21 protein-coding genes are annotated in these 18945 nt (G+C 53.9%); 11 read left to right on the forward strand and 10 right to left on the reverse strand.

The window, feature by feature from the left end; translation table 11 throughout:
• Nucleotides 1–3: 3 nt before the first annotated feature.
• From waaF to FH755_RS07355, 4 genes are read right to left on the reverse strand one after another with little or no spacing between them, the layout of a single operon-like run.
• The gene (gene waaF / locus FH755_RS07340) at nucleotides 4–1047 is read right to left on the reverse strand and encodes a lipopolysaccharide heptosyltransferase II (protein ID WP_292440078.1); all 1044 of its coding nucleotides are present in this window, start codon (nucleotides 1045–1047) and stop codon (nucleotides 4–6) included.
• A gap of 3 nt (nucleotides 1048–1050) precedes the next feature.
• Nucleotides 1051–1851 (reverse strand): ZIP family metal transporter, encoded by an 801-nt coding sequence (locus FH755_RS07345; protein ID WP_292440079.1) that lies wholly within the window; start codon nucleotides 1849–1851, stop codon nucleotides 1051–1053.
• Between the two features lie 36 nt (nucleotides 1852–1887).
• The gene (gene pgeF / locus FH755_RS07350) at nucleotides 1888–2634 is read right to left on the reverse strand and encodes a peptidoglycan editing factor PgeF (RefSeq protein ID WP_292440081.1); all 747 of its coding nucleotides are present in this window, start codon (nucleotides 2632–2634) and stop codon (nucleotides 1888–1890) included.
• Entirely contained in the window at nucleotides 2631–3425 is a 795-nt protein-coding gene (locus tag FH755_RS07355; RefSeq protein WP_292440082.1) for an inositol monophosphatase family protein, read from the reverse strand. Before FH755_RS07355 ends, pgeF begins: the two co-directional genes overlap by 4 nt.
• 97 nt (nucleotides 3426–3522) lie before the next feature.
• Between FH755_RS07355 and FH755_RS07360 the strand changes: the two genes are divergently transcribed.
• The 7 genes from FH755_RS07360 to pmbA are packed head-to-tail and all read left to right on the forward strand — an operon-like array spanning nucleotide 3523 to nucleotide 9004.
• Complete coding sequence (locus FH755_RS07360) at nucleotides 3523–4251, forward strand: 16S rRNA (uracil(1498)-N(3))-methyltransferase (RefSeq protein ID WP_292440083.1); 729 nt, start codon at nucleotides 3523–3525, stop codon at nucleotides 4249–4251.
• Nucleotides 4248–4559: a DUF3301 domain-containing protein gene (locus FH755_RS07365; protein WP_292440084.1), complete on the forward strand. Its 312-nt coding sequence runs from the start codon at nucleotides 4248–4250 to the stop codon at nucleotides 4557–4559. Before FH755_RS07360 ends, FH755_RS07365 begins: the two co-directional genes overlap by 4 nt.
• A 20-nt stretch (nucleotides 4560–4579) precedes the next feature.
• Complete coding sequence (locus tag FH755_RS07370; RefSeq protein WP_292440086.1) at nucleotides 4580–5596, forward strand: response regulator; 1017 nt, start codon at nucleotides 4580–4582, stop codon at nucleotides 5594–5596.
• A gap of 8 nt (nucleotides 5597–5604) precedes the next feature.
• Nucleotides 5605–6447: a peptide chain release factor N(5)-glutamine methyltransferase gene (gene prmC, locus FH755_RS07375; protein WP_292440088.1), complete on the forward strand. Its 843-nt coding sequence runs from the start codon at nucleotides 5605–5607 to the stop codon at nucleotides 6445–6447.
• Between the two features lie 57 nt (nucleotides 6448–6504).
• Nucleotides 6505–7257 carry a molybdopterin-synthase adenylyltransferase MoeB gene (moeB, locus tag FH755_RS07380; RefSeq protein WP_292440090.1) on the forward strand — a complete coding sequence of 251 codons (753 nt, stop codon included), beginning with the start codon at nucleotides 6505–6507 and terminating at the stop codon, nucleotides 7255–7257.
• Between the two features lie 8 nt (nucleotides 7258–7265).
• Nucleotides 7266–7673 (forward strand): M67 family metallopeptidase, encoded by a 408-nt coding sequence (locus tag FH755_RS07385; protein ID WP_292440092.1) that lies wholly within the window; start codon nucleotides 7266–7268, stop codon nucleotides 7671–7673.
• Entirely contained in the window at nucleotides 7670–9004 is a 1335-nt protein-coding gene (gene pmbA, locus FH755_RS07390; RefSeq protein WP_292440094.1) for a metalloprotease PmbA, read from the forward strand. The genes FH755_RS07385 and pmbA overlap by 4 nt, the downstream gene beginning before the upstream one ends.
• A 105-nt stretch (nucleotides 9005–9109) precedes the next feature.
• Here the strand turns inward: pmbA and FH755_RS07395 are convergent, their stop codons facing one another.
• From FH755_RS07395 to FH755_RS07410, 4 genes are read right to left on the reverse strand one after another with little or no spacing between them, the layout of a single operon-like run.
• Nucleotides 9110–11299 (reverse strand): PilZ domain-containing protein, encoded by a 2190-nt coding sequence (locus tag FH755_RS07395; RefSeq protein WP_292440095.1) that lies wholly within the window; start codon nucleotides 11297–11299, stop codon nucleotides 9110–9112.
• An 8-nt stretch (nucleotides 11300–11307) separates the two neighbouring features.
• The gene (locus FH755_RS07400; protein ID WP_292440097.1) at nucleotides 11308–11577 is read right to left on the reverse strand and encodes a BolA family protein; all 270 of its coding nucleotides are present in this window, start codon (nucleotides 11575–11577) and stop codon (nucleotides 11308–11310) included.
• Nucleotides 11574–11873, reverse strand: coding sequence for a YciI family protein (locus tag FH755_RS07405; RefSeq protein ID WP_292440099.1), 300 nt, complete (start codon nucleotides 11871–11873; stop codon nucleotides 11574–11576). The genes FH755_RS07400 and FH755_RS07405 overlap by 4 nt, the downstream gene beginning before the upstream one ends.
• A gap of 11 nt (nucleotides 11874–11884) precedes the next feature.
• Nucleotides 11885–12463, reverse strand: coding sequence for a septation protein A (locus tag FH755_RS07410; protein ID WP_292440101.1), 579 nt, complete (start codon nucleotides 12461–12463; stop codon nucleotides 11885–11887).
• Nucleotides 12464–12515: 52 nt separating this feature from the next.
• Between FH755_RS07410 and FH755_RS07415 the strand changes: the two genes are divergently transcribed.
• The 4 genes from FH755_RS07415 to clpB all read left to right on the forward strand — a co-directional run bounded on the left by FH755_RS07415 (nucleotide 12516) and on the right by clpB (nucleotide 17344).
• Complete coding sequence (locus FH755_RS07415) at nucleotides 12516–13346, forward strand: PHP domain-containing protein (RefSeq protein ID WP_292440102.1); 831 nt, start codon at nucleotides 12516–12518, stop codon at nucleotides 13344–13346.
• 42 nt (nucleotides 13347–13388) lie between these two features.
• Nucleotides 13389–14012 (forward strand): L-threonylcarbamoyladenylate synthase, encoded by a 624-nt coding sequence (locus FH755_RS07420; RefSeq protein WP_292440103.1) that lies wholly within the window; start codon nucleotides 13389–13391, stop codon nucleotides 14010–14012.
• 1 nt (nucleotide 14013) lies between these two features.
• On the forward strand, nucleotides 14014–14688 hold the full coding sequence (locus FH755_RS07425; RefSeq protein WP_292440104.1) for a lysophospholipid acyltransferase family protein: 675 nt from the start codon (nucleotides 14014–14016) through the stop codon (nucleotides 14686–14688).
• A 70-nt stretch (nucleotides 14689–14758) separates the two neighbouring features.
• Complete coding sequence (gene clpB, locus FH755_RS07430; protein ID WP_292440106.1) at nucleotides 14759–17344, forward strand: ATP-dependent chaperone ClpB; 2586 nt, start codon at nucleotides 14759–14761, stop codon at nucleotides 17342–17344.
• 161 nt (nucleotides 17345–17505) lie between these two features.
• Here the strand turns inward: clpB and cynS are convergent, their stop codons facing one another.
• Both cynS and FH755_RS07440 read right to left on the reverse strand, forming a co-directional pair.
• Complete coding sequence (gene cynS / locus FH755_RS07435; RefSeq protein WP_292440107.1) at nucleotides 17506–17946, reverse strand: cyanase; 441 nt, start codon at nucleotides 17944–17946, stop codon at nucleotides 17506–17508.
• Nucleotides 17947–18010: 64 nt separating this feature from the next.
• Complete coding sequence (locus FH755_RS07440; protein ID WP_292440109.1) at nucleotides 18011–18856, reverse strand: formate/nitrite transporter family protein; 846 nt, start codon at nucleotides 18854–18856, stop codon at nucleotides 18011–18013.
• Between the last annotated feature and the right edge of the window lie 89 nt (nucleotides 18857–18945).

Here is an 18945-nt window from a genome sequence, read left to right on the forward strand (position 1 = left end):
TGGCTATATCCGTGAAACAGATGTTGCAGGCAGAATAAGACGCGTGACTGAAGCAGCCTGCAAATCCCGCATACAGCGATGGTGCCCGAGCGGACATTCCCGCTCAAAACAGGGGCTGCATTCAATATCAATCTGCACAATATGCGCATTGTCTGCAAGCGGCGGGGTAAATGCCGGGGAAGTGGGACCATAAACGGCGACCAGAGGCCGTTGCATTGCAGCAGCGATATGCATCAGTCCGGAATCATTTGAGATGACCCAGTCAGCCGTGCCCAGTAAGTCGATTGCTTCTTCCAGCGTGGTGCGGCCACTGAGATTAACAAATTGGGACTGATGATTCGGCTCAATGGCATTTTCAATTTCGGCGGCAGTGTTTTGATCGGCTTTGGAGCCGAGCGCCAGCACCTGCCAGCCTTGTTTCAAGAGCGTATTGGCGACTTCAGCATAATACTCAGGCGGCCATTGTTTGGCCGGGCCGAACTCAGCACCGGGACAAAGCATCAGGCGCTTCTGGCCGGGCCTAAGCTCAGGGTTCACGTTCTCATCGACTGGAAATGGCTGCATCAGTGGTGGCTGATAACTGGGGGCAGCGTGAGATTGGGAAGCGGGATAGGCCAGTGACACAAAACGCTGGACCATCATCGGCAGTGCTTGTTTATCCAGTTGCCGGATATCGTTGAGCAGACCATAACGCATCTCGCCACGCCAGCCGGTGCGAATCGGGATGCCGGCAAACCATGGGATGAGCGCCGATTTCCAAGAGTTAGGCAGCACAATCGCCTGATCGTAATGATTCTGCGCCAGTTGTTTACCCAGTTTTCTGCGCATCGCCCAGCCGAACACACCATGGCTGACGGGCATCGTTATCGCTTCGCTGACTTCAGGCATGCGCTGCAATAAGGGCCGCGTCCAGTCCATTGCCAGCACGTCAATCTGTACCGCCGGATTATCTGCTTTGAGCGCTTTAAACAATGACTGCGCCATTACCATATCACCGACCCAGGACGGGCCGATAATCAGGATTTTCTTTATTTCCGGTTCAGACATGGATCAGTGCAGTGTGCTGTGGGTAACAAAGATAAATATCACCCCCAGCGCAATCAGCACGATCTGCTGCAGGGTTTCACCTGGTTTGATACGGGTATGCAGGCCCGGGATCAGGTCGGCTACAGCAACATAAATAAAACTTGAAGCCGCTATCACCAGAATGTAAGGCAACAGGTGCTGCATATCGCCCAGCGTGAAATAAGCCAGCAAGGCGCCGGCCACAGTCCCCAGACTGGATAAAACATTGAAATACAGTGCTTTTCGGCGACTAAAGCCGCTGTGAAGCAGAATCACAAAATCTCCCAGCTCCTGTGGAATTTCATGCGCCGCGATAGCCAGGGCGGTGACGATACCCAGATGAATATCAGTCATAAATGCTGCGGCAATCAGAATACCGTCAACAAAATTATGAATCGTATCGCCAACCAGAATCAGCGGGCCGGCCGCTGCATGGTGGTGACCGCCATGATGGTCTGGCCGCTCCAGTTCAGGAATGTGTTCGTCACCATGATGGCTGTGGCAGTGGCGCCAGAGCACCATTTTTTCCAGTACAAAAAACAGCATCAGGCCCAACAGCAGGGTGAGTCCAATTTCGTGAGCATCAACGGCATAGGTATGCTCAATTGCGTGCGGCAGCAAACCCAGAAAAGAGGCACCCAGCAAAGCGCCGATAGCAAAGCTGACGAGGTGCGGTACCGCAATGCTCCGATGATTTTCTGACAGCATCAGGAAAGACGACGCGATCCCCACACTCAGCAGACCGCCCAGCAGACTGAAGCCGATAATCCAGTAGAGTAAATCCATAACCACCTACAAAAAAGTTAAGCTGGTAATGATACCTTATTTGTGCTCAATCCAGATAAGCGATGCCATCCTGCCCGTCACGCGGTCACGACGGTAAGAAAAAAAGCGATCAGCTTCGGTGACGGTGCAGTGATGACCGCCGTAAACAGCCCTGATACCCAGCTGGTTAAGCCTTTGCCGGGCCAGCAGATAGATATCCGCTAGATAGTGGTCGCTACCATGTGACCGGAATGCCTCCCCGGCTTCTTTGGATCTGGCCGTAAAAGCCGCAAAAACTTCCGCTCCGACTTCAAATTGCTGCGGACCGATAGCTGGGCCCAGCCAGGCCAGGATGTTGCCGGGATCACAGGAAAACCGTGAAGCAGTGTTTTCCAGCACACCATTCAGCAGGCCCCGCCAGCCGGCATGAGCGGCTGCCACCTGTTGACCGGCTGAATCGGTGAATAACACCGGCAGACAGTCTGCGGTCATGACAACACAAACCTGATCTGACTGGTTGCTATAGATGGCATCAGCCTTAATTCCCGCCTGCCAGTGATCAGCGTCAATAACCCGGGTGCCATGAACCTGTTCCAGCCACAGCGGATTTGACGGCAATGTGCCGGCGAGCTTCAGCTGTTTACGGTTGGCAAAAACCGCCGCTTCGTCATCATTGACATGCAGCCCAAGGTTGAGACTGTCATAAGGTGGTTTACTGATACCTCCACTGCGGGTAGAAGAAAAAGCCTTAACCTGTGCCGGCGCCGGCCAGTCGGGCTCAATGAGAGAAAATTCTGCCCTCATTTGGCAGCCTCGGCCAGGTAGCGCTGCCATTGTTCGAACAGATTGTGATCAATCGCGGCATAGGTCGAGCGTGGTTGAAGGGTACGGCTGAAAGGCTGATCACCCTGTAAAGTGGCAGCATAGCCGCCGGCTTCAGACAGAATCAGATCGGCAGCCGCGTAATCCCAGATATGCTGACTGCCATGCAGGTAAATATGGCCTCTGCCCGCAGCCAGCCAGCACAGTTCCAGGGCGATTGAGCCGAGGTTGCGCTGAGAGGCGTAGGGTTTATCGCTGACAATGCGGGTGGCCAGGCTGTCGGGCAGACGTTTGAAGTCAATAAAAGCAATGCTGCGCTTGAGGTGTAAACCGGTCTCTCCGGCTATCAGAGGTTCGTCGTTCAGCCAGGCTCCCTGCCCACGCACAGCAGCAAACAGCTCATTCCGGACTGGATCCAGGACAATACCGGCTTTGACTTCGCCGGCTTCGATCAATGCCAGTGAGACCGAAAAAAACGGCAATCCGGCAGCAAAGTTGCTGGTGCCGTCGACGGGGTCCAGACACCAGAGTGGTTTACCGGAATCGAGCAGTGTTTGTTGCTGCTGAGCCGTCATTTCCTCACCCAGTAACAGCACCTCAGGGCAAATTTTCGCCAGGCGCTGTGTCAGTGCCTGCTGCACGGCTTTGTCAGCGCGGGTGATAATGCTGCCATCTTTTTTGTACTCCCGCGGGACGTTGTTATAGAGCGGCAGCAGTGTGCTTTGCGCCACTTCTCTGACGATGTTCTGCAGTTGCTGCCGGTCAATATCCATGACGCGAGTATAACAGCGCCGTCAGAATTTAATTCAATCTGGCTCCATCACAGGGTAAACTGCGGGACTGTTGAAACGATTTATGATTGCGATTTGCATGCGAGTCCCACGATTTTACTGTCCCCAGCTGGATCCGGATAAAACCCAGTTTGATTTGCCGGATACTGTGCATCGTCACGCCATTCAGGTGTTGCGGATGAAACCCGGTGCGATGCTCCGGTTGTTTGACGGGGCCGGCCTTGAATTTGAAGCCACCCTGACGGCGGTGGAAAAAAGACGCTCTCAGGTCAGCCTGGGTGAACCGCTCAATCAAATCAGCGAGTCGCCATTGCAGATCACCCTGTTGCAAGGGATATCCCGTGGCGAACGGATGGATTTTGCCATTCAAAAAGCCGTCGAGCTTGGTGTCAGAACTATCGTGCCGGTGGTGACAGAGCACTGTAATGTGCAACTCAGTCGGGAGCGTGCCCGGAAAAGAATCGCTCACTGGCAGGGCGTTTTAGTCAGTGCCTGCGAACAGAGCGGTCGCAGTTATCTGCCCGAACTGGCTGAGGTGACCAGCCTGGAGCAGGCACTCGGTTCAGTGACCGATGAGCTCAGACTGGTGCTGGACCCGGAAGCGACAACGGGCTTTCACGATTTAAGTAAACCGTCTGCTTTGACACTGCTGATTGGCCCGGAAGGTGGTTTATCGGATGCAGAAATCCAACAGGCTCAGACTCACGGTTTCACGGCCCTGCAGTTCGGGCCACGCATCCTGCGTACGGAAACCGCGGCCACGGCGGCTTTGGCCGTCGTGCAGACGCTTTGGGGTGACCTGGCGTGAGTGAAAGCACTTTTCTGTTTCTGATTCTGGCAGTGATTGCCTGGCTCTGGTGGGATAGCCGGGGAGTTGCAGAGCGTGCCACTATTTCAGCCCGTGCCTACTGCGGTAATGCCGGGGTTAGCTTTCTTAATGATACGGTTGCCTGGCAAAAAATCCGCCTCAAGCGTAACCATGCCGGTCGCATCGCCCTGCAGCGCACTTACTTTTTCGAGTTTGCCAGTGATATGCAACAGCGCTATCGTGGTGAAATCGTCATGCTGGGTAAAAAAGTTGAATCGATCAGTCTGGATGCATACCGCGTCAGCTGATTTCACCACAGAGGACTATCATGCAGACAAAATCCGCATTGGTCGTAGATGACTCCAGGGTCGCCAGACTGACTCTGAGCAAACTGTTGCAGTCTCACGGTTTTGACATTACTGAAAAAGGCAGCGCGGAAGAAGCGCTGCAATGGTTGCAGGAAACTGACTCACAGCCGGATCTGATTTTCATGGATGTGATGATGGGGGGCATGGATGGCCTCACTGCAACACGGCAAATAAAGCAAAATTCCGATTGGGCAGGGGTACCGGTCATCATCTGTACCGGTAAAGAAACCGAAGATGATTTAAAACAGGCACTGGCCAGTGGCGCCACCGCGGTATTGGCTAAGCCCCCTGCAGCCGAAGCCGTGCAGAAATTGTTGACGGATGTGCAGCCGGCACCGTCTGCAGCACCAACTTCACAAGAACCGGCTGAGTCAGCCACAATACCGACCGAGGCTATCGTTGCCGAGCTTCGTGCGCAGCTGATGCCGGAATTGGAACAGAGGCTGAACGCCTCCATCAACGAGATTCGTCAGCAACTGGCGCAGCAACAGCAGCAGTATAATCAGACGCAGGGCGGCCTCGATAAACTGTCAGAACTGCGTCAGCAAATGACTGACTCGGTCCAGCAACAGTTCACTGAACTCAGTCAGCGCTTTTCAGTAACCACTGAACAACGGGTGCCCGAGCTTGCACAGAAAGCTCTGGACACGGCCATGGAGAACTTCGGCCTGACAGACAAACTGAATCAGGTTTTACGCCATCAGGCTTCTGGCTGGTTAGAACAGCAACAAAGTGACATCCGCAATCAGCTTGAGCAGGAACTCAAGCAGAGACTGCATGCGGATATCGACAGCTACCTGCAGCAGCAACTCAATCAACGAGTGCCGGAACTGGTCGAGCAATACAGGCTGCAGACAGCAACTGACAGACAGGAGCAAAGTCTAGAGTCACTGCAATCCCAGCTTGGAATGCAGCGTAATATCTCGATTGGGGCTGGCCTTGTCGCCATTGTGGCGCTGATTCTGGCGCTGCTCTAAATCCTGCAATGATGCCCACCATCCAGGAAGCCCGTGCTTTTGGTCTGGCAGAGCTTGCCGTTAGCATCAGTCCTGATGTCGATGTACAGGTGTTGCTCTGTCATGTGCTGGCGTGCAACCCGACCCAGCTGATGACAGCGCCCGAAACGGAATTGACCGAGGCGCAGTGGCAGCAGTTCGCTGAACTGATTGCACGCCGAAAACAGGGTGAACCCGTCGCGCATCTGACCGGCAGCCGGGGGTTCTGGAGTCTGGATCTTGAAGTCGATAACTCCACTTTGATTCCACGGCCAGACACCGAGTTACTGGTCTCGCTATGTCTGCCCAAATTAAAGCATGGCATGACGGCTGCGGACTTGGGCACCGGCACCGGTGCCATCGCCCTGTCGCTGGCCTCGGAAAAGCCGGGCGTACATTTTGTAGCTACTGATCTGCAGTTTGCTGCACTCAAACTGGCGCAAAAAAACGCCGATAAGCATGAGCTGGATAATGTCCATTTTTTGCAGATGTCCTGGCTTGGTGGTTTCCGGCCGCGCAGTTTTGATTTAATTGTGTCCAATCCGCCCTATATCCGCGCCGATGACCCGCATCTGTTACAGGGCGATGTGCGTTTTGAACCGCGCACTGCGCTGGTATCCGGTGATGACGGTCTCGATGATATCCGTCGCATTACTGAACAAGCGGTTGATTGTCTCAAACCTGGCGGCTGGTTGCTGGTCGAGCATGGTTACGACCAGTCTCAGCGGGTACAGGATTGTCTGGCGCTGGCCGGGTTTGAGCATATCAGCGCGCATCAGGATTTCGGCGGCCAGGATCGGGCGGTAATGGGTCAGTTAGCGGAGACGGACTGACATGTCTTATCGCCATGGCAGGCGTTATAATACCGGTTTGAGAAAACAGAATTGCCGATGAACGACGATCAACTGCTACGTTACAGCCGACATATTCTGCTGCCGCAGGTGGATATCAAAGGGCAGCAGAAATTGCTGGATGCCCACGTTATGATCGTGGGGCTGGGAGGCCTGGGATCGCCGGTTGCGATCTACCTGGCTGCCGCCGGTGTCGGACGTTTGACCTTGGTGGACGATGATGTGGTCGAGTTATCCAACCTGCAAAGGCAAATCGTGCACAGCGAAGCACAGATCGGCAACAGCAAAGTCAGCTCCGCCGCAGAGAGGCTGAGCGCACTGAACGCCGATGTCGAGTTAAACTTGATTGACCGGCGACTGGATAAAGCCGGGCTGCTTGAAGCAACCCATGATGTCGATGTGCTGGTGGATTGCAGTGATAACTTTGCCACCCGTTTTCTACTCAACGAGGTCAGTCAGCAGCAGGGGTTGCCACTGGTCTCCGGTGCGGCTATCCGCTTTGAAGGTCAGGTGACGGTCTACGACCCACGTCAGCCGGGCAGACCCTGTTACCGCTGTCTCTATGAAGATAAGGGCGAATTGGAAGAGACCTGCTCAGAAAGCGGTATTCTGGCACCCATTCTGGCCGTGATCGGTGGCGTGCAGGCTGTAGAGACAGTCAAACTCCTGATGGGGCTTGGTGAAAGTCTGGCCGGACGCTTATTGATTCTGGATGCGTTCAGCATGAGCTGGCGCGAAATCAAAATGAAGCAGGATCCGACTTGTCCTGTGTGTACTAAAACATCAGAGTAAACAAAACAATGACAAAAACAACCGTTCAAATTCCCAGAACACTGGCGAATCAGCTTTTGCATCAGGCACAGTTGTCACCGTCACAGGAAGTCTGTGGCCTGGTCGGCCAGCGCGGTGATCAGTGCGAATGCTATCCGATTGAAAATGTCGCCACCGATGCCAGCGTCCTGTTCGCGCTTAATGCCAGCGAACAGCTGGCGGCCTTCAAAAGCATGAAAGAAAAAGGGCAAAGCCTGTTTGCTATTTATCATTCGCATCCAAGCAGTCCGCCGCTGCCGTCACAAATCGATATCGAGGATGCCAACTACAGCGATGCGCTGTACCTGATTATTTCCCTCAATACCAAAGGTGTGCTGGAAATGCGCGGCTTTTATCTGAAAGCCGGCCAAACCGAAGAAGTTGAACTGATTTTATGAGCCGAGAACTAAAAAAAACGGATATGGAACAAGCTGCGCAGATCGCGCTGGAAGAGGCCAAAAAACGGGGCGCCACGGCTGCCGAGGTCGGTCTGAGTCAGAGTAAAGGCTTGTCGGTGACAGTGCGTCAGCGGGAAGTGGAAACCCTGGAGCACAATAATGATACCGGTATGGGCATCACGGTATTTTTCGGTCAGAGCAAAGCTTCTTCCAGTACCTCGGATCTGAGCCTGCCGGCGATCCGTGAAGCAGTGGAAGCAGCCTGTAATATCGCCCGCCATACCCAGCCCGATGAAGCCGCTGGCCTGGCCGATGCAGAACTGATGGCCAGCGATTTCCCTAATTTATCACTGTATCATCCCTGGGATCTGAGCGTGGACAAAGCCATTGAACTGGCAACCGAATGTGAAGCAGCCGGTCTCGATGCCGATGACAGAATCAGCAATTCGGAAGGTGCCACGGTCAGCAGTCACAACGGTAAACGTATCTATGCCAACAGTCATGGTTTTCTGGGTGTCACTGACAGCAGCCGTCACAGCATTTCTGCCAGCCTGATCGCCAGTGACGGTCGCGGCATGCAGCGTGATTACTGGTACGACATGGCGCGTGATGCCGCCGATCTGGACAGCGTTGCCAGTGTCGGTCTCAAAGCCGCGCAGCGCACGCTGGCAAGGCTGGGTGCCGGTGAAGTAAAAACCGGCAGCTACCCGGTGCTGTTTTCAGCCGAGGTTGCTCCATCCCTGTTTGGCCAGTTGATAGCAGCCATTCGGGGCGGCGCTTTGTATCGTAATGCTTCCTTTTTGTTGGATAAAAAAGGCGAGCAGATTTTTCCCGAATACATTCATATTCACGAACAGCCACATCTGCCCAAAGCCCTGGGCAGTGCTGCATTTGATGCCGAAGGCGTGGCAACCCGTAATCGCGATATTGTGAAGAATGGCGTTCTGCAGGATTACGTGCTGGATAGCTATGCAGCCCGCAGACTGGGTCTGGAGACCACTGCCAATGCCGGTGGTGTCCATAACCTGACCATTGACAGTACCTGTGACGCTGATTTTGAAGGTCTGGTGAAACGCCTGCATAAGGGCATTATTGTGACCGAAACCATGGGCATGGGCGTCAATATTGTCAATGGTGATTATTCCCAGGGTGCGGCCGGCTTTTGGGTTGAAAATGGTGAAATTCAGTATCCGGTCGATGAGTTCACCATTGCCAGCAATCTTCAGGATATGTTCATGGCATTGCAGGCTGTCGGTAGCGATATTGATGTCCGAGGCAATACCCGTTGCGGTTCGGTGCTGCTGGAAAAAATGATGATTGCAGCGGCATAGGGCCTGTTGCTCTCCAAAACTCACCACAGCTGGCGGTTATTTTTGGCTGCAACCTGGAAACCGGATGTGCTGATTCCAGACGCGGTGTTGAAAGATTAATCGCTCCTAGGCCTGGTAAAAGGCTTTAATCACTGCGCTGATATCGGTCAGCTCCAGCAGGCCTAGCAGATGACTCAGTTGCTGACGAATTGATGCGACCTTGTGTGCCCGTTGTGGCCGCCACTGCATCAGTTGCGTCATCAAATCAGCCTGCTGTTCGCTATCCTGATTTCTGAGCTGTGACAGCTGAGCGATAAACACACGGAATTTTGCGGCAGCCAGCCCGCGCTGAATAAATAATGCCTTGTCCCGTGAGTTCAGAAAGTCTTCCTCAAACGCCAATGTCCAGTTATCGCTGTGATCAGCATAGGCATACAAGCTTGTCCTGACGCTCCCGGGCTGACTGCCACCGAGCTGTTTGAGCTGTTCGGCAAGCCTTAACTGCTCGGCGTTCAAGGCCTGCCATAAGCCAGGCTCAGCGCCGGCTTGATTATGTTCTGTTTCACCGACCAGTTGAATGTGCCGTTGTCCCTCACTGTCAAAGCCCAGAAACAGCGGCACGCTTTCCAGGGTCGGCAAGAGCGCCTGACTGAAGAGCTGGCTTTCCGCTGTTTTTATCTTGTCATCCTGATTGGCATTAAGTTTTTCCTGGTTTTTGCGGATTACCCAGTCAAAGAACTGGTTAAGGCTCTCAGGGCAGTTGCTTTTAATCCGCTGCAGTCCCAGCCGGAGTGAACCCTGCCAGTAAAGCGTATTTTTAACTTGATAGGGAATCGCAGTCAGTTTGACCTTATCGGTCAGGGTCTGCCAACGCTCAAAATCAATCAGCAGCCGTTGATTCAGCTTAATGCCACTGTCCGCCGGCAGACTGATAGCAAGTCCATCGGCCGAAGCGTCCAGCGTGGTTACTGACCACTGCTGGTCACCAAGGCTGACGCTGACCGGGGTACGGATGTAATAGCGCGCCTTATCGCGCTGGATATAAGCCTCCAGCGTCTCCGGCGTGAGGCCAGCGTCGATAAACAACTTAAGCGTTTGCAGGTTTTTAAGTTGTAAGGCTGAGACGCTGGCAGTCGGTATGACCTGCTGCATGGCGGGGCCAAGATCAGTGACCGTGACCCGGCGCTGAATTCGACCTGCGCGGTACAGACTCCGTTGACTTTGCTCGGCATCGACCTCGGCGATGGTTGCCGCCGCAGATTGTGAGGCTTTTTTATCGAGCGTGACGCTACGGGCGCTGAGTAAAAGCAGACGGCTACCCGTTTGGGACAGATACCAGTTGATGATCTTGCTTACCGCTGCGGTCTGTACCAGCGGCGCGCTGAAGCTGTTCGTCTGATCAAAAGCGGTGATGACCGTACCGGCCCCTTTTGCCAGTGCCATCAATGGCAGCTTCTCCAGCCAGTCAATCTGCAGTCCCTGCCAGCTTGCCAGTTGTTCCCGAGCTGTCGGCATTAAATGAAATGCCAGCAGAGGCTCCGGGCTGTCAGCTTCACCCAGCCACAGCAGCGGAGTACTGAGTTGGGACAGCCAGAGTCGTTGATAGAAACCCGCCTGCAGATTGAGAATTTCATTGTCCACATCCTGCTGCCGCTGGCCTGCCTGCTTGTCCAGCCACTGCTGCAACCAGTCAGTAAAGCTATCGCTGTTGTTATTGACCCGGCCCAACACGGCGCTGGTGTGATTGACGTCATGTTCGAGTTTTATAACCTGATACATGACCTCGCCGAACAACTGGTGTCCGTCTTGCTGCTGAAAATCGACAAAAGCCACCGAGACCTTGTCCTGTGCCTGCAGCGAATAGCTTCGCCGCAAAGACACCCGAATTGCATTGAGTGCAATATCAACGGTATGGCCGTGATAAAGCACATCATCAAGCCGCAATTGCACTGGGGTGCTGAAGACAATCCTTGCTTCGGCCCGCTCGATAGATTTATCCAGCGACAACGTTTGTGGTAATGCCTCTGATGCGGAACCTGAATCCGGGCCGGGAGCAAGTTGTTTCAGGGCCTTGAACAGGGTTTCGTAGACACCGACGGTGTAGCGGCCGTCAAAGCGGCTCATCAGTTGTTTGACCAGCAGATAAGCGCGGTCATCAAGATAATGCACGCGGCCGCCAAACTCATAGGCCTGACATTCGCCAGCCACTTTACCGCGAAGATCGATGATGCGGAGGCAGGTTTTGCTAAGCCGTTGTCTTTCCAACTCCTGCAGAAAAGCTTGATTTTGCTGCTTGCGGTCGGGGAGTTCGGCCATGGCGGACGTCAAGCCTGGTGAAATTCTGCCGGTGTTTTTGCGCGGATGCTGAGCGCATGAATATCGCGTTGCATCAGATCGCCTACCTGCGCATAGACCAGTTTATGCCGCTGGATAAGCGACAGGCCATGAAAGGCTTCACTGACGATCAGCAGGTTGTAATGACCGCCGCCGGTGTTACCGGCATGGCCGGCATGACTGGCGCTGTCATCTTCAATCTCGACAAATTCGGGATCAAGCGTCTGCAGCGCTTTCTCAATGGCGGTGACGGTGTTCATGGCAGCACTTTTTTGAACGGTTTTACTGTGACCTTGTCATAGACATCAGCGTCCATGTAGGGATCGGCTTTTGCCCAGGCTTCGGCAGCGGCCAGATCGGCAAACTCGGCAACAACCAGACTGCCGCTGAAACCGTCTTGTCCCGGATCCTCACTGTCCACGGCGGGATGGGGCCCGGCCAGGATCAAGCGACCTTGATCCTGCAGCGCTTTCAGCCGCGCCAAATGTGCCGGTCTTGCCTCGAGACGTCGAGGCAGACTGTCAGGTTTATCTTCGCTGATAATCGCGTAAAGCATAGTGATGGGTCCTACTTGGAAACTTCAACAGCGTGGCGGGCCAGATAGACGGATTGGGCAATCACAAACAGGATAGTCAGGCCCAGCATGCCGAACAGTTTGAAATTCACCCAGGTCGCTTCATCAAAATTGAAGGCAACATAGAGATTGGCGACACCGGAACCGACGAAAAACAGAATCCAGGCCAGGTTGAGACGGGACCAGACCTTATTCGGTAACTGAATATGTTGTGCCATCATCCGTTCCAGCAGTGATTTATCGGTAAACAGATAGGCACCGATAAAGACCAGTGCGAACAGCCAGTTCACCGCGGTCGGTTTCCATTTGATGAAGTCCGGGTTCTGCAGCCATAAGGTCAGGCCGCCCAGCAGCACCACCAGGATCAGGGTAATTAAATGCGCTCTTTCTACAGTGCGGTGACGCAGCCAGGTATAGCTGACCTGGAACAGGGTGGCGATAATCATCACCACGGTGGCGGCATAAATGCCTTCCACCTGATATATCTGACCATTGAAATGGTATTCGCCACCACCAAATTTATAGGCGACAAAAAACAGAACAATGGGTAAAAAATCAAAAAACAGTTTCATTGTAAATTCAGTTAATTAGAGTACAGAAACATTCTATCGTAAAATGTCCGTTATGACCCAGTATGACTTACACACACATTCGACCGCATCGGACGGTTCCTTATCCCCGACTGACCTGGTGACCCGCGCTAAGGCGCAGGGGGTAACCCATCTCGCGCTGACCGATCATGACGGCACAGAAGGTCTCGAAGAAGCCGCCGTGGCAGCTGAACGCCTGGGCATCAGCCTGATTCCCGGTGTGGAGGTCTCAGTCAGCTGGCATGGCGCGACGGTCCATATCGTCGGCCTGCAGCTGGATCAGCAAAACGAAGCCTTACAAAACGGATTGCGTTCCCTGCGTGACTACCGCCGTACACGTGCCAGGAAAATTGCGGAGCGCCTCGACAAAGCGGGTATACCCGGTGCACTGGAAGGTGCCGGTAAATATGCCTCGGAAACCATGCTGGGGCGGGTACACTTTGCGCGGTTCCTGGTCGAGAAAGGTCACGCCAGTGATATGAAAGAGGTATTTAACCGCTTTCTGGTCAAAAACAAGCCGGGTTATGTCAGTGGCCACTGGGCGACACTGGCTGATGCGGTCGGCTGGATCCGTGAAGCCAGTGGCCAGGCTGTCATCGCTCATCCCGCCCGTTACAAGATGACCAACAGCAAACGCCGGCGATTGCTGGCTGAATTCAAATCACTTGGCGGTGAGGCGATCGAGGTCTCTTCCGGCAATCAGCATCCTGAGGAAGTCCGGGTGATGGCAAAACTCGCGGTAGAATTCGATTTACTGGCCTCCTGCGGATCGGATTTTCACAGCCCCGATAATAATTGGATTGAGCTGGGTAAGATGACCACAATGCCACCTTTTGTCACGCCGATATGGACGCAGTGGCAATAAGCGTGCACGCTTAAGACGACAACTAACAATAAAGAGCAAGTCATGAGTCAGTTTTTCCAGATTCACCCCGAGAACCCACAACTCCGCCTGATAAAACAGGCCTGTAAGATCATCCGTGACGGGGGCCTGGTGGTTTATCCCACCGACTCCGGTTACGCACTGGGTTGCTATATCGGCGATAAATCAGCGATGGAGCGGATCCGCCGGCTGCGTGATCTGGATCAGGATCATAATTTCACCCTGGCCTGCCGTGATCTGTCAGAGCTGTCGACCTACGCCAAATTCAATAATGCCGTGTTTCGTCTGCTCAAGGCCTACACGCCCGGGCCATATACCTTTATCCTGCCTGCCACCAAAGAGGTCCCGCGCCGGCTGCAACACCCCAAGAAAAAATCGATTGGTTTGCGGATTCCCACCCATCCTATTGCCCTGGCGCTGCTGGAAGAACTGGATGAGCCATTGATGAGTTCGACGTTGATTTTGCCGGGCGACGACTTACCCATGACCGAGGCGGCGGATATCGAAGAAGCGATCGGCAAGCAGGTGGATTTGATCATTGATGGAGGAGCTTGCGGCGCTGAACCCACCACCGTGATTGAGTTTATTGATGACTTGCCGGAAGTGGTCCGCGTCGGCATGGGGGATCCTGCCCCTTTTCAGGGCTGATATGGGCTGGTGGATTGCAGGACTGAGTATCAGTCTCGTGGTGGGTATCGGCCTGTTTCATGCTCGGACTGACTGGGGCGGTGCGCATGTGAACTGGCTGGATGGCTGGACCCGGCTTATCTGTCGTTATCTGCATGGGGTCAAGTCTGAGACTCAGCTTGATTTACCCGTGACCGGGCCGGCCATCGTTGTTGCCAATCATGTGTCTGGTCTGGACCCTTTATTGCTGATTGCGGCCAGCCGCCGGCCGTTACGTTTTCTGATTGCCACCGAAGAGTATCAGCGCCCGGTGGTGCACTGGCTGTTCCGCCTGGCAGGCTGTATTCCAGTCGATCGTAAAGGCCGTCCGGAACAGGCATTACGCACGGCCAGACGTGCACTGGAGCGGGGCGAAGTCATCGCCTTATTTCCGCATGGCAAAATTCATCTCGACAGTGATCCACCCAGGCCAATTAAAGGCGGTGTGGTTCGCCTTGCTGCTTGGAGCGGTGCTGCTGTGTACCCCGTCCGCATTGATGGCGTCAAGGCTGAAGGGCAGGTGTTTATGGCCCCGTTCACGCCCGATCGTGTCACCCTGACTTTACATCCCGCTTTGCAGATCACAGAACCTGCGTCCAAAATCAGCCTGGAGCATATCCGTCAGGCGATCGAAACTCCAGCCGACTTATCTTACTGATTTCAGTCTTGAAATCCGGAACGACTTCCCCCATTTCCCAGATAACACACTTTTTTAAGGGAAATTATTCATGCAGATCGATAAATTAACCAGCAAATTCCAGGAAGCGCTGGCAGCGGCACAGAGCATGGCGGTCGGTCGCGATCATCAGTTTATTGAGCCGGTGCACCTGATGCTGGCCTTGCTTCAGCAGCAAAACGGCAGCGTTAAGCCGATTCTGCAGCAAAGTGGGGTTAACGTCCCTGCTTACCAGGCCGAACTGGAACAGCAATTATCGCGGCTTGCAACTGTCGAGGGCGCCAGCGGTGATATTCACGTATCGCAGGATGTCAGCCGCCTGCTTAACCAAACTGATAAGCTGGCACAGAAACGTAATGACCAATATATTTCCAGTGAGCTTTTTGTTCTGGCGCTGGTGGATGATAAAACCCGTGCCGGCGAACTGCTGCGTGAACATGGCGCGACCAAGGCCAAACTGGAAGCGGCGATAGAAAAAATGCGTGGGGGAGAACGTGTGACTGATCCGAATGCAGAAGAACAGCGCCAGGCGCTGGAGAAATTTACCATCGATCTGACTGCCCGGGCCGAAGAAGGCAAGCTGGACCCGGTGATTGGCCGCGATGATGAAATCCGCCGCACCATCCAGGTTTTGCAACGCCGGACCAAGAATAACCCGGTGCTCATCGGTGAGCCCGGTGTCGGTAAAACCGCGATTGTCGAAGGCCTCGCCCAGCGTATCGTTAATGGTGAAGTACCGGACGGTATGAAGCATAAACGGGTACTGGTGCTGGACATGGGTTCATTGATTGCCGGTGCCAAATTCCGCGGTGAATTTGAAGAGCGCCTCAAAGCGGTGCTCAATGACCTGTCCAAACAGGAAGGCCAAATCATTCTGTTTATCGATGAGATTCATACCATGGTCGGCGCCGGCAAAGCAGAAGGCGCGATGGATGCCGGTAATATGCTCAAACCCGCGCTGGCACGGGGCGAGTTGCATTGTATCGGCGCCACCACACTGGATGAGTACCGCCAGTACGTCGAAAAAGATGCAGCGCTGGAACGCCGCTTCCAGAAAGTGATGGTCGGCGAGCCGACGGTAGAATCCACTATTGCCATTCTGCGCGGTCTGAGTGAGCGCTATGAACTGCATCACGGTGTTGATATTACCGACCCGGCGATTGTGGCTGCGGCGACGCTGTCGCATCGTTATATCACGGATCGCAAACTGCCGGATAAGGCCATCGATCTGATTGATGAGGCGGCCAGCCGTATCCGGATGGAAATTGACTCCAAGCCCGAATCCCTGGACCGCCTGGAACGCCGTTTGATTCAGCTTAAGATTGAACGTGTGGCCCTGCAGAAAGAAAGCGACGAAGCCTCTAAAAAACGGCTGGAAACGCTGGAAAGCGAAATGAAAAAGCTGGCCCGCGAATATACCGATCTGGAAGAAGTCTGGAAGTCGGAAAAAGCGGCGCTGCACGGCAGTCAGCATGTCAAGGAAGAGCTGGAAAAAGCCCGTCAGGAACTGGAGTCAGCCAACCGTAACGCCGACTACGAAAAAATGGCGAAGCTGCAATACGGTCGTATTCCGGAGCTGGAGAAACAACTCGATATCGCGACCCAGGCCGAAATGCAGGAATTCACTTTGCTGCGGAACAAAGTCGGTGAGGAAGAGATTGCCGAGGTCGTATCGAAGTGGACCGGCATTCCTGTCTCCAAAATGCTGGAAGGCGAGCGCGAAAAACTGCTGAAAATGGATGAGGCGCTGCATCTGCGGGTGATTGGTCAGGATGAGGCAGTGAGTTCGGTAGCTAATGCGATTCGCCGCAGCCGCGCAGGTTTGTCTGATCCCAACCGGCCCAACGGCTCCTTCCTGTTTCTGGGGCCTACCGGTGTCGGTAAAACCGAACTATGTAAGGCGCTGGCGAGCTTCCTGTTCGATACCGAGGAATCCATGATTCGGATTGATATGTCCGAGTTTATGGAAAAGCACTCGGTCGCGCGTCTGGTCGGTGCGCCGCCGGGCTATGTCGGTTACGAGGAAGGCGGTTATCTGACCGAAGCGGTCCGCCGCAAACCCTATTCGGTGATTCTGCTGGATGAAGTGGAAAAGGCACATCCGGATGTCTTCAACGTGCTGTTGCAGGTGCTGGATGATGGCCGCCTGACAGATGGTCAGGGCCGTACGGTGGATTTCCGTAATACCGTGATTGTCATGACCTCGAATCTCGGTTCCAGTGTGATTCAGGAAATGGCTGGTGAAGAGCATTATGAAGAAATGAAGTCGGCGGTGATGGAGATTGTCGGCCAGCACTTCCGTCCCGAATTCATCAACCGGGTCGATGATGTGGTGGTGTTCCATCCGCTTCAGCAGGACCAAATCCGGGCGATTGCCGATATTCAACTGGCGCATTTGCGTGCCCGTCTCGGCGAGCGCGATATCAAACTGCAGTTGAGCGAGGAAGCGCTGGATCTGGTTGCTGCAGAAGGTTTTGACCCTGTATACGGTGCCCGGCCGCTGAAACGGGTGATTCAGCACGAGATAGAAAACCCGTTGGCGCAGGATCTACTGTCAGGCAAGTTCAAAGCGGGAGATACCGTAAACGTCGATGTCGAAGGCGAAAAACTGGTGTTCAAGGAATTAGTACTTCACTAAAAAAGCGTTACCCTACGTCGCGAAGTGCTTATGCAGGGTGACTACAAGTCACGGTTTTTGCCCTGTTTGAGGCTTTCCCATTTGCCAGTCTCAACAGAGGCGGAGATGAGAGAAAAACAAGCTATTAGGGCGCTCAGCCAAGTTCTGAGCGCCCTGTTTTTCTACCAGGCTTTGTAGGGCAGGAATTTACCGTCCATCGTGACGACTACGCGATCACCCTTGGGGTCAGCTTTATGCTCGACCGACATATTAAAGTCAATCGCACTCATAATGCCGTCACCGAATTTTTCCTGAATCACTTCCTTCAGTGTCGGACCATAGACACCCACGATTTCATACAAGCGATAAATCAGTGGATCGGTCGGTACCGCCTGGTCCCAGACTTTGGTCGGATATTCCTGCAATGCCTGGCTGACTTCTGCCGGCAGTTCCATAAACCGGCACAGTGCGGTGGCGGTGTCTTCCGGCATGCTGTTCATGCCCAGGCAGGCCGAGGTGGTCCAAACCGGTGACATGCCGATGGCCTCACCGATTTGTTCCCAGCTCAGGTTTTTGGTTTTTTTGGCCACGATAATGGCCTCGGTCATGGCGACTTTATCCATGTTGACTCCTATTTTTCGAGAGAAAGCCGGCGCTGATTCAGCGCCGGCAGGCAGGGGAAAATAATCAGGCTTTGACGGCGTCGGCAGAATCACTGCTGACAACCGGTTTACGAACCTGGCCTGGTCTCAGGTGAGTGGCATACAGCACAGTACCGGTCAGCAGCAGACCACCGACGAGGTTACCAAGGATGACCGGAATCTCGTTCCAGAACAGCCAGTCTCCGATAGTAATAGGCGCGCCCATCATCATGCCCAGCGGGAACAGGTACATATTGACCACGGCATGCTCAAACACCAGACCGAAGAAGATCAGAATCGGCATCCACATTGCGATCACCTTGCCACCCACGGTTTTGGAATACATAGCGCCGACGACGCCAATAGATACCATCCAGTTACAGAGGATGCCTTTGACAAACACGGTGAACCAACCGGCGGCACCGTATTCAGCAAAGCCCAGTGTGCGTGCTTCGGCGGCACCGGCAAAGGCTTTGCCAACGGCGGTAGGTTCGGCGGAAAAAGAATAGGTGAAGGAGATGGCAATCAAAGTGGCGGAAAACAGGGCGCCCAGCAGATTCCCCAGGCCCACCAGACCCCAGTTTTTGAACATACCGGACATCGTGGCGCCGGGACGTTTATCAAACAGCGCCAGAGGCACCAGGGCAAAGACCCCGGTTAACAGATCAAAGCCAAGCAGATTCAGAATACAAAAACCCACCGGGAAAATAAGCGCACCGACTATCGGGTATCCGGTCTGCACAGCGGCGGTGACCGCCAAGGCAACGGCAATGGCCAGAATGGCGCCGGCCATAAAGGACCGAATTAATACATCCCGGGGCGCCATAAATAACTTGGATTCGCCCGCATCCACCATGGTTTTTACAAACTCATTGGGTTTTACATACGACATCAGAAACTCCCATCATCAACAAGAAAGCAATTAACAAAATGCTGCTTGCTGATAATGGGCATATACTATGCCAAATTAGAAAATCTAAT

Origin of the sequence: Methylophaga sp., from assembly GCF_009711715.1 — a bacterium.
In the GTDB taxonomy this organism is placed as follows: domain Bacteria; phylum Pseudomonadota; class Gammaproteobacteria; order Nitrosococcales; family Methylophagaceae; genus Methylophaga.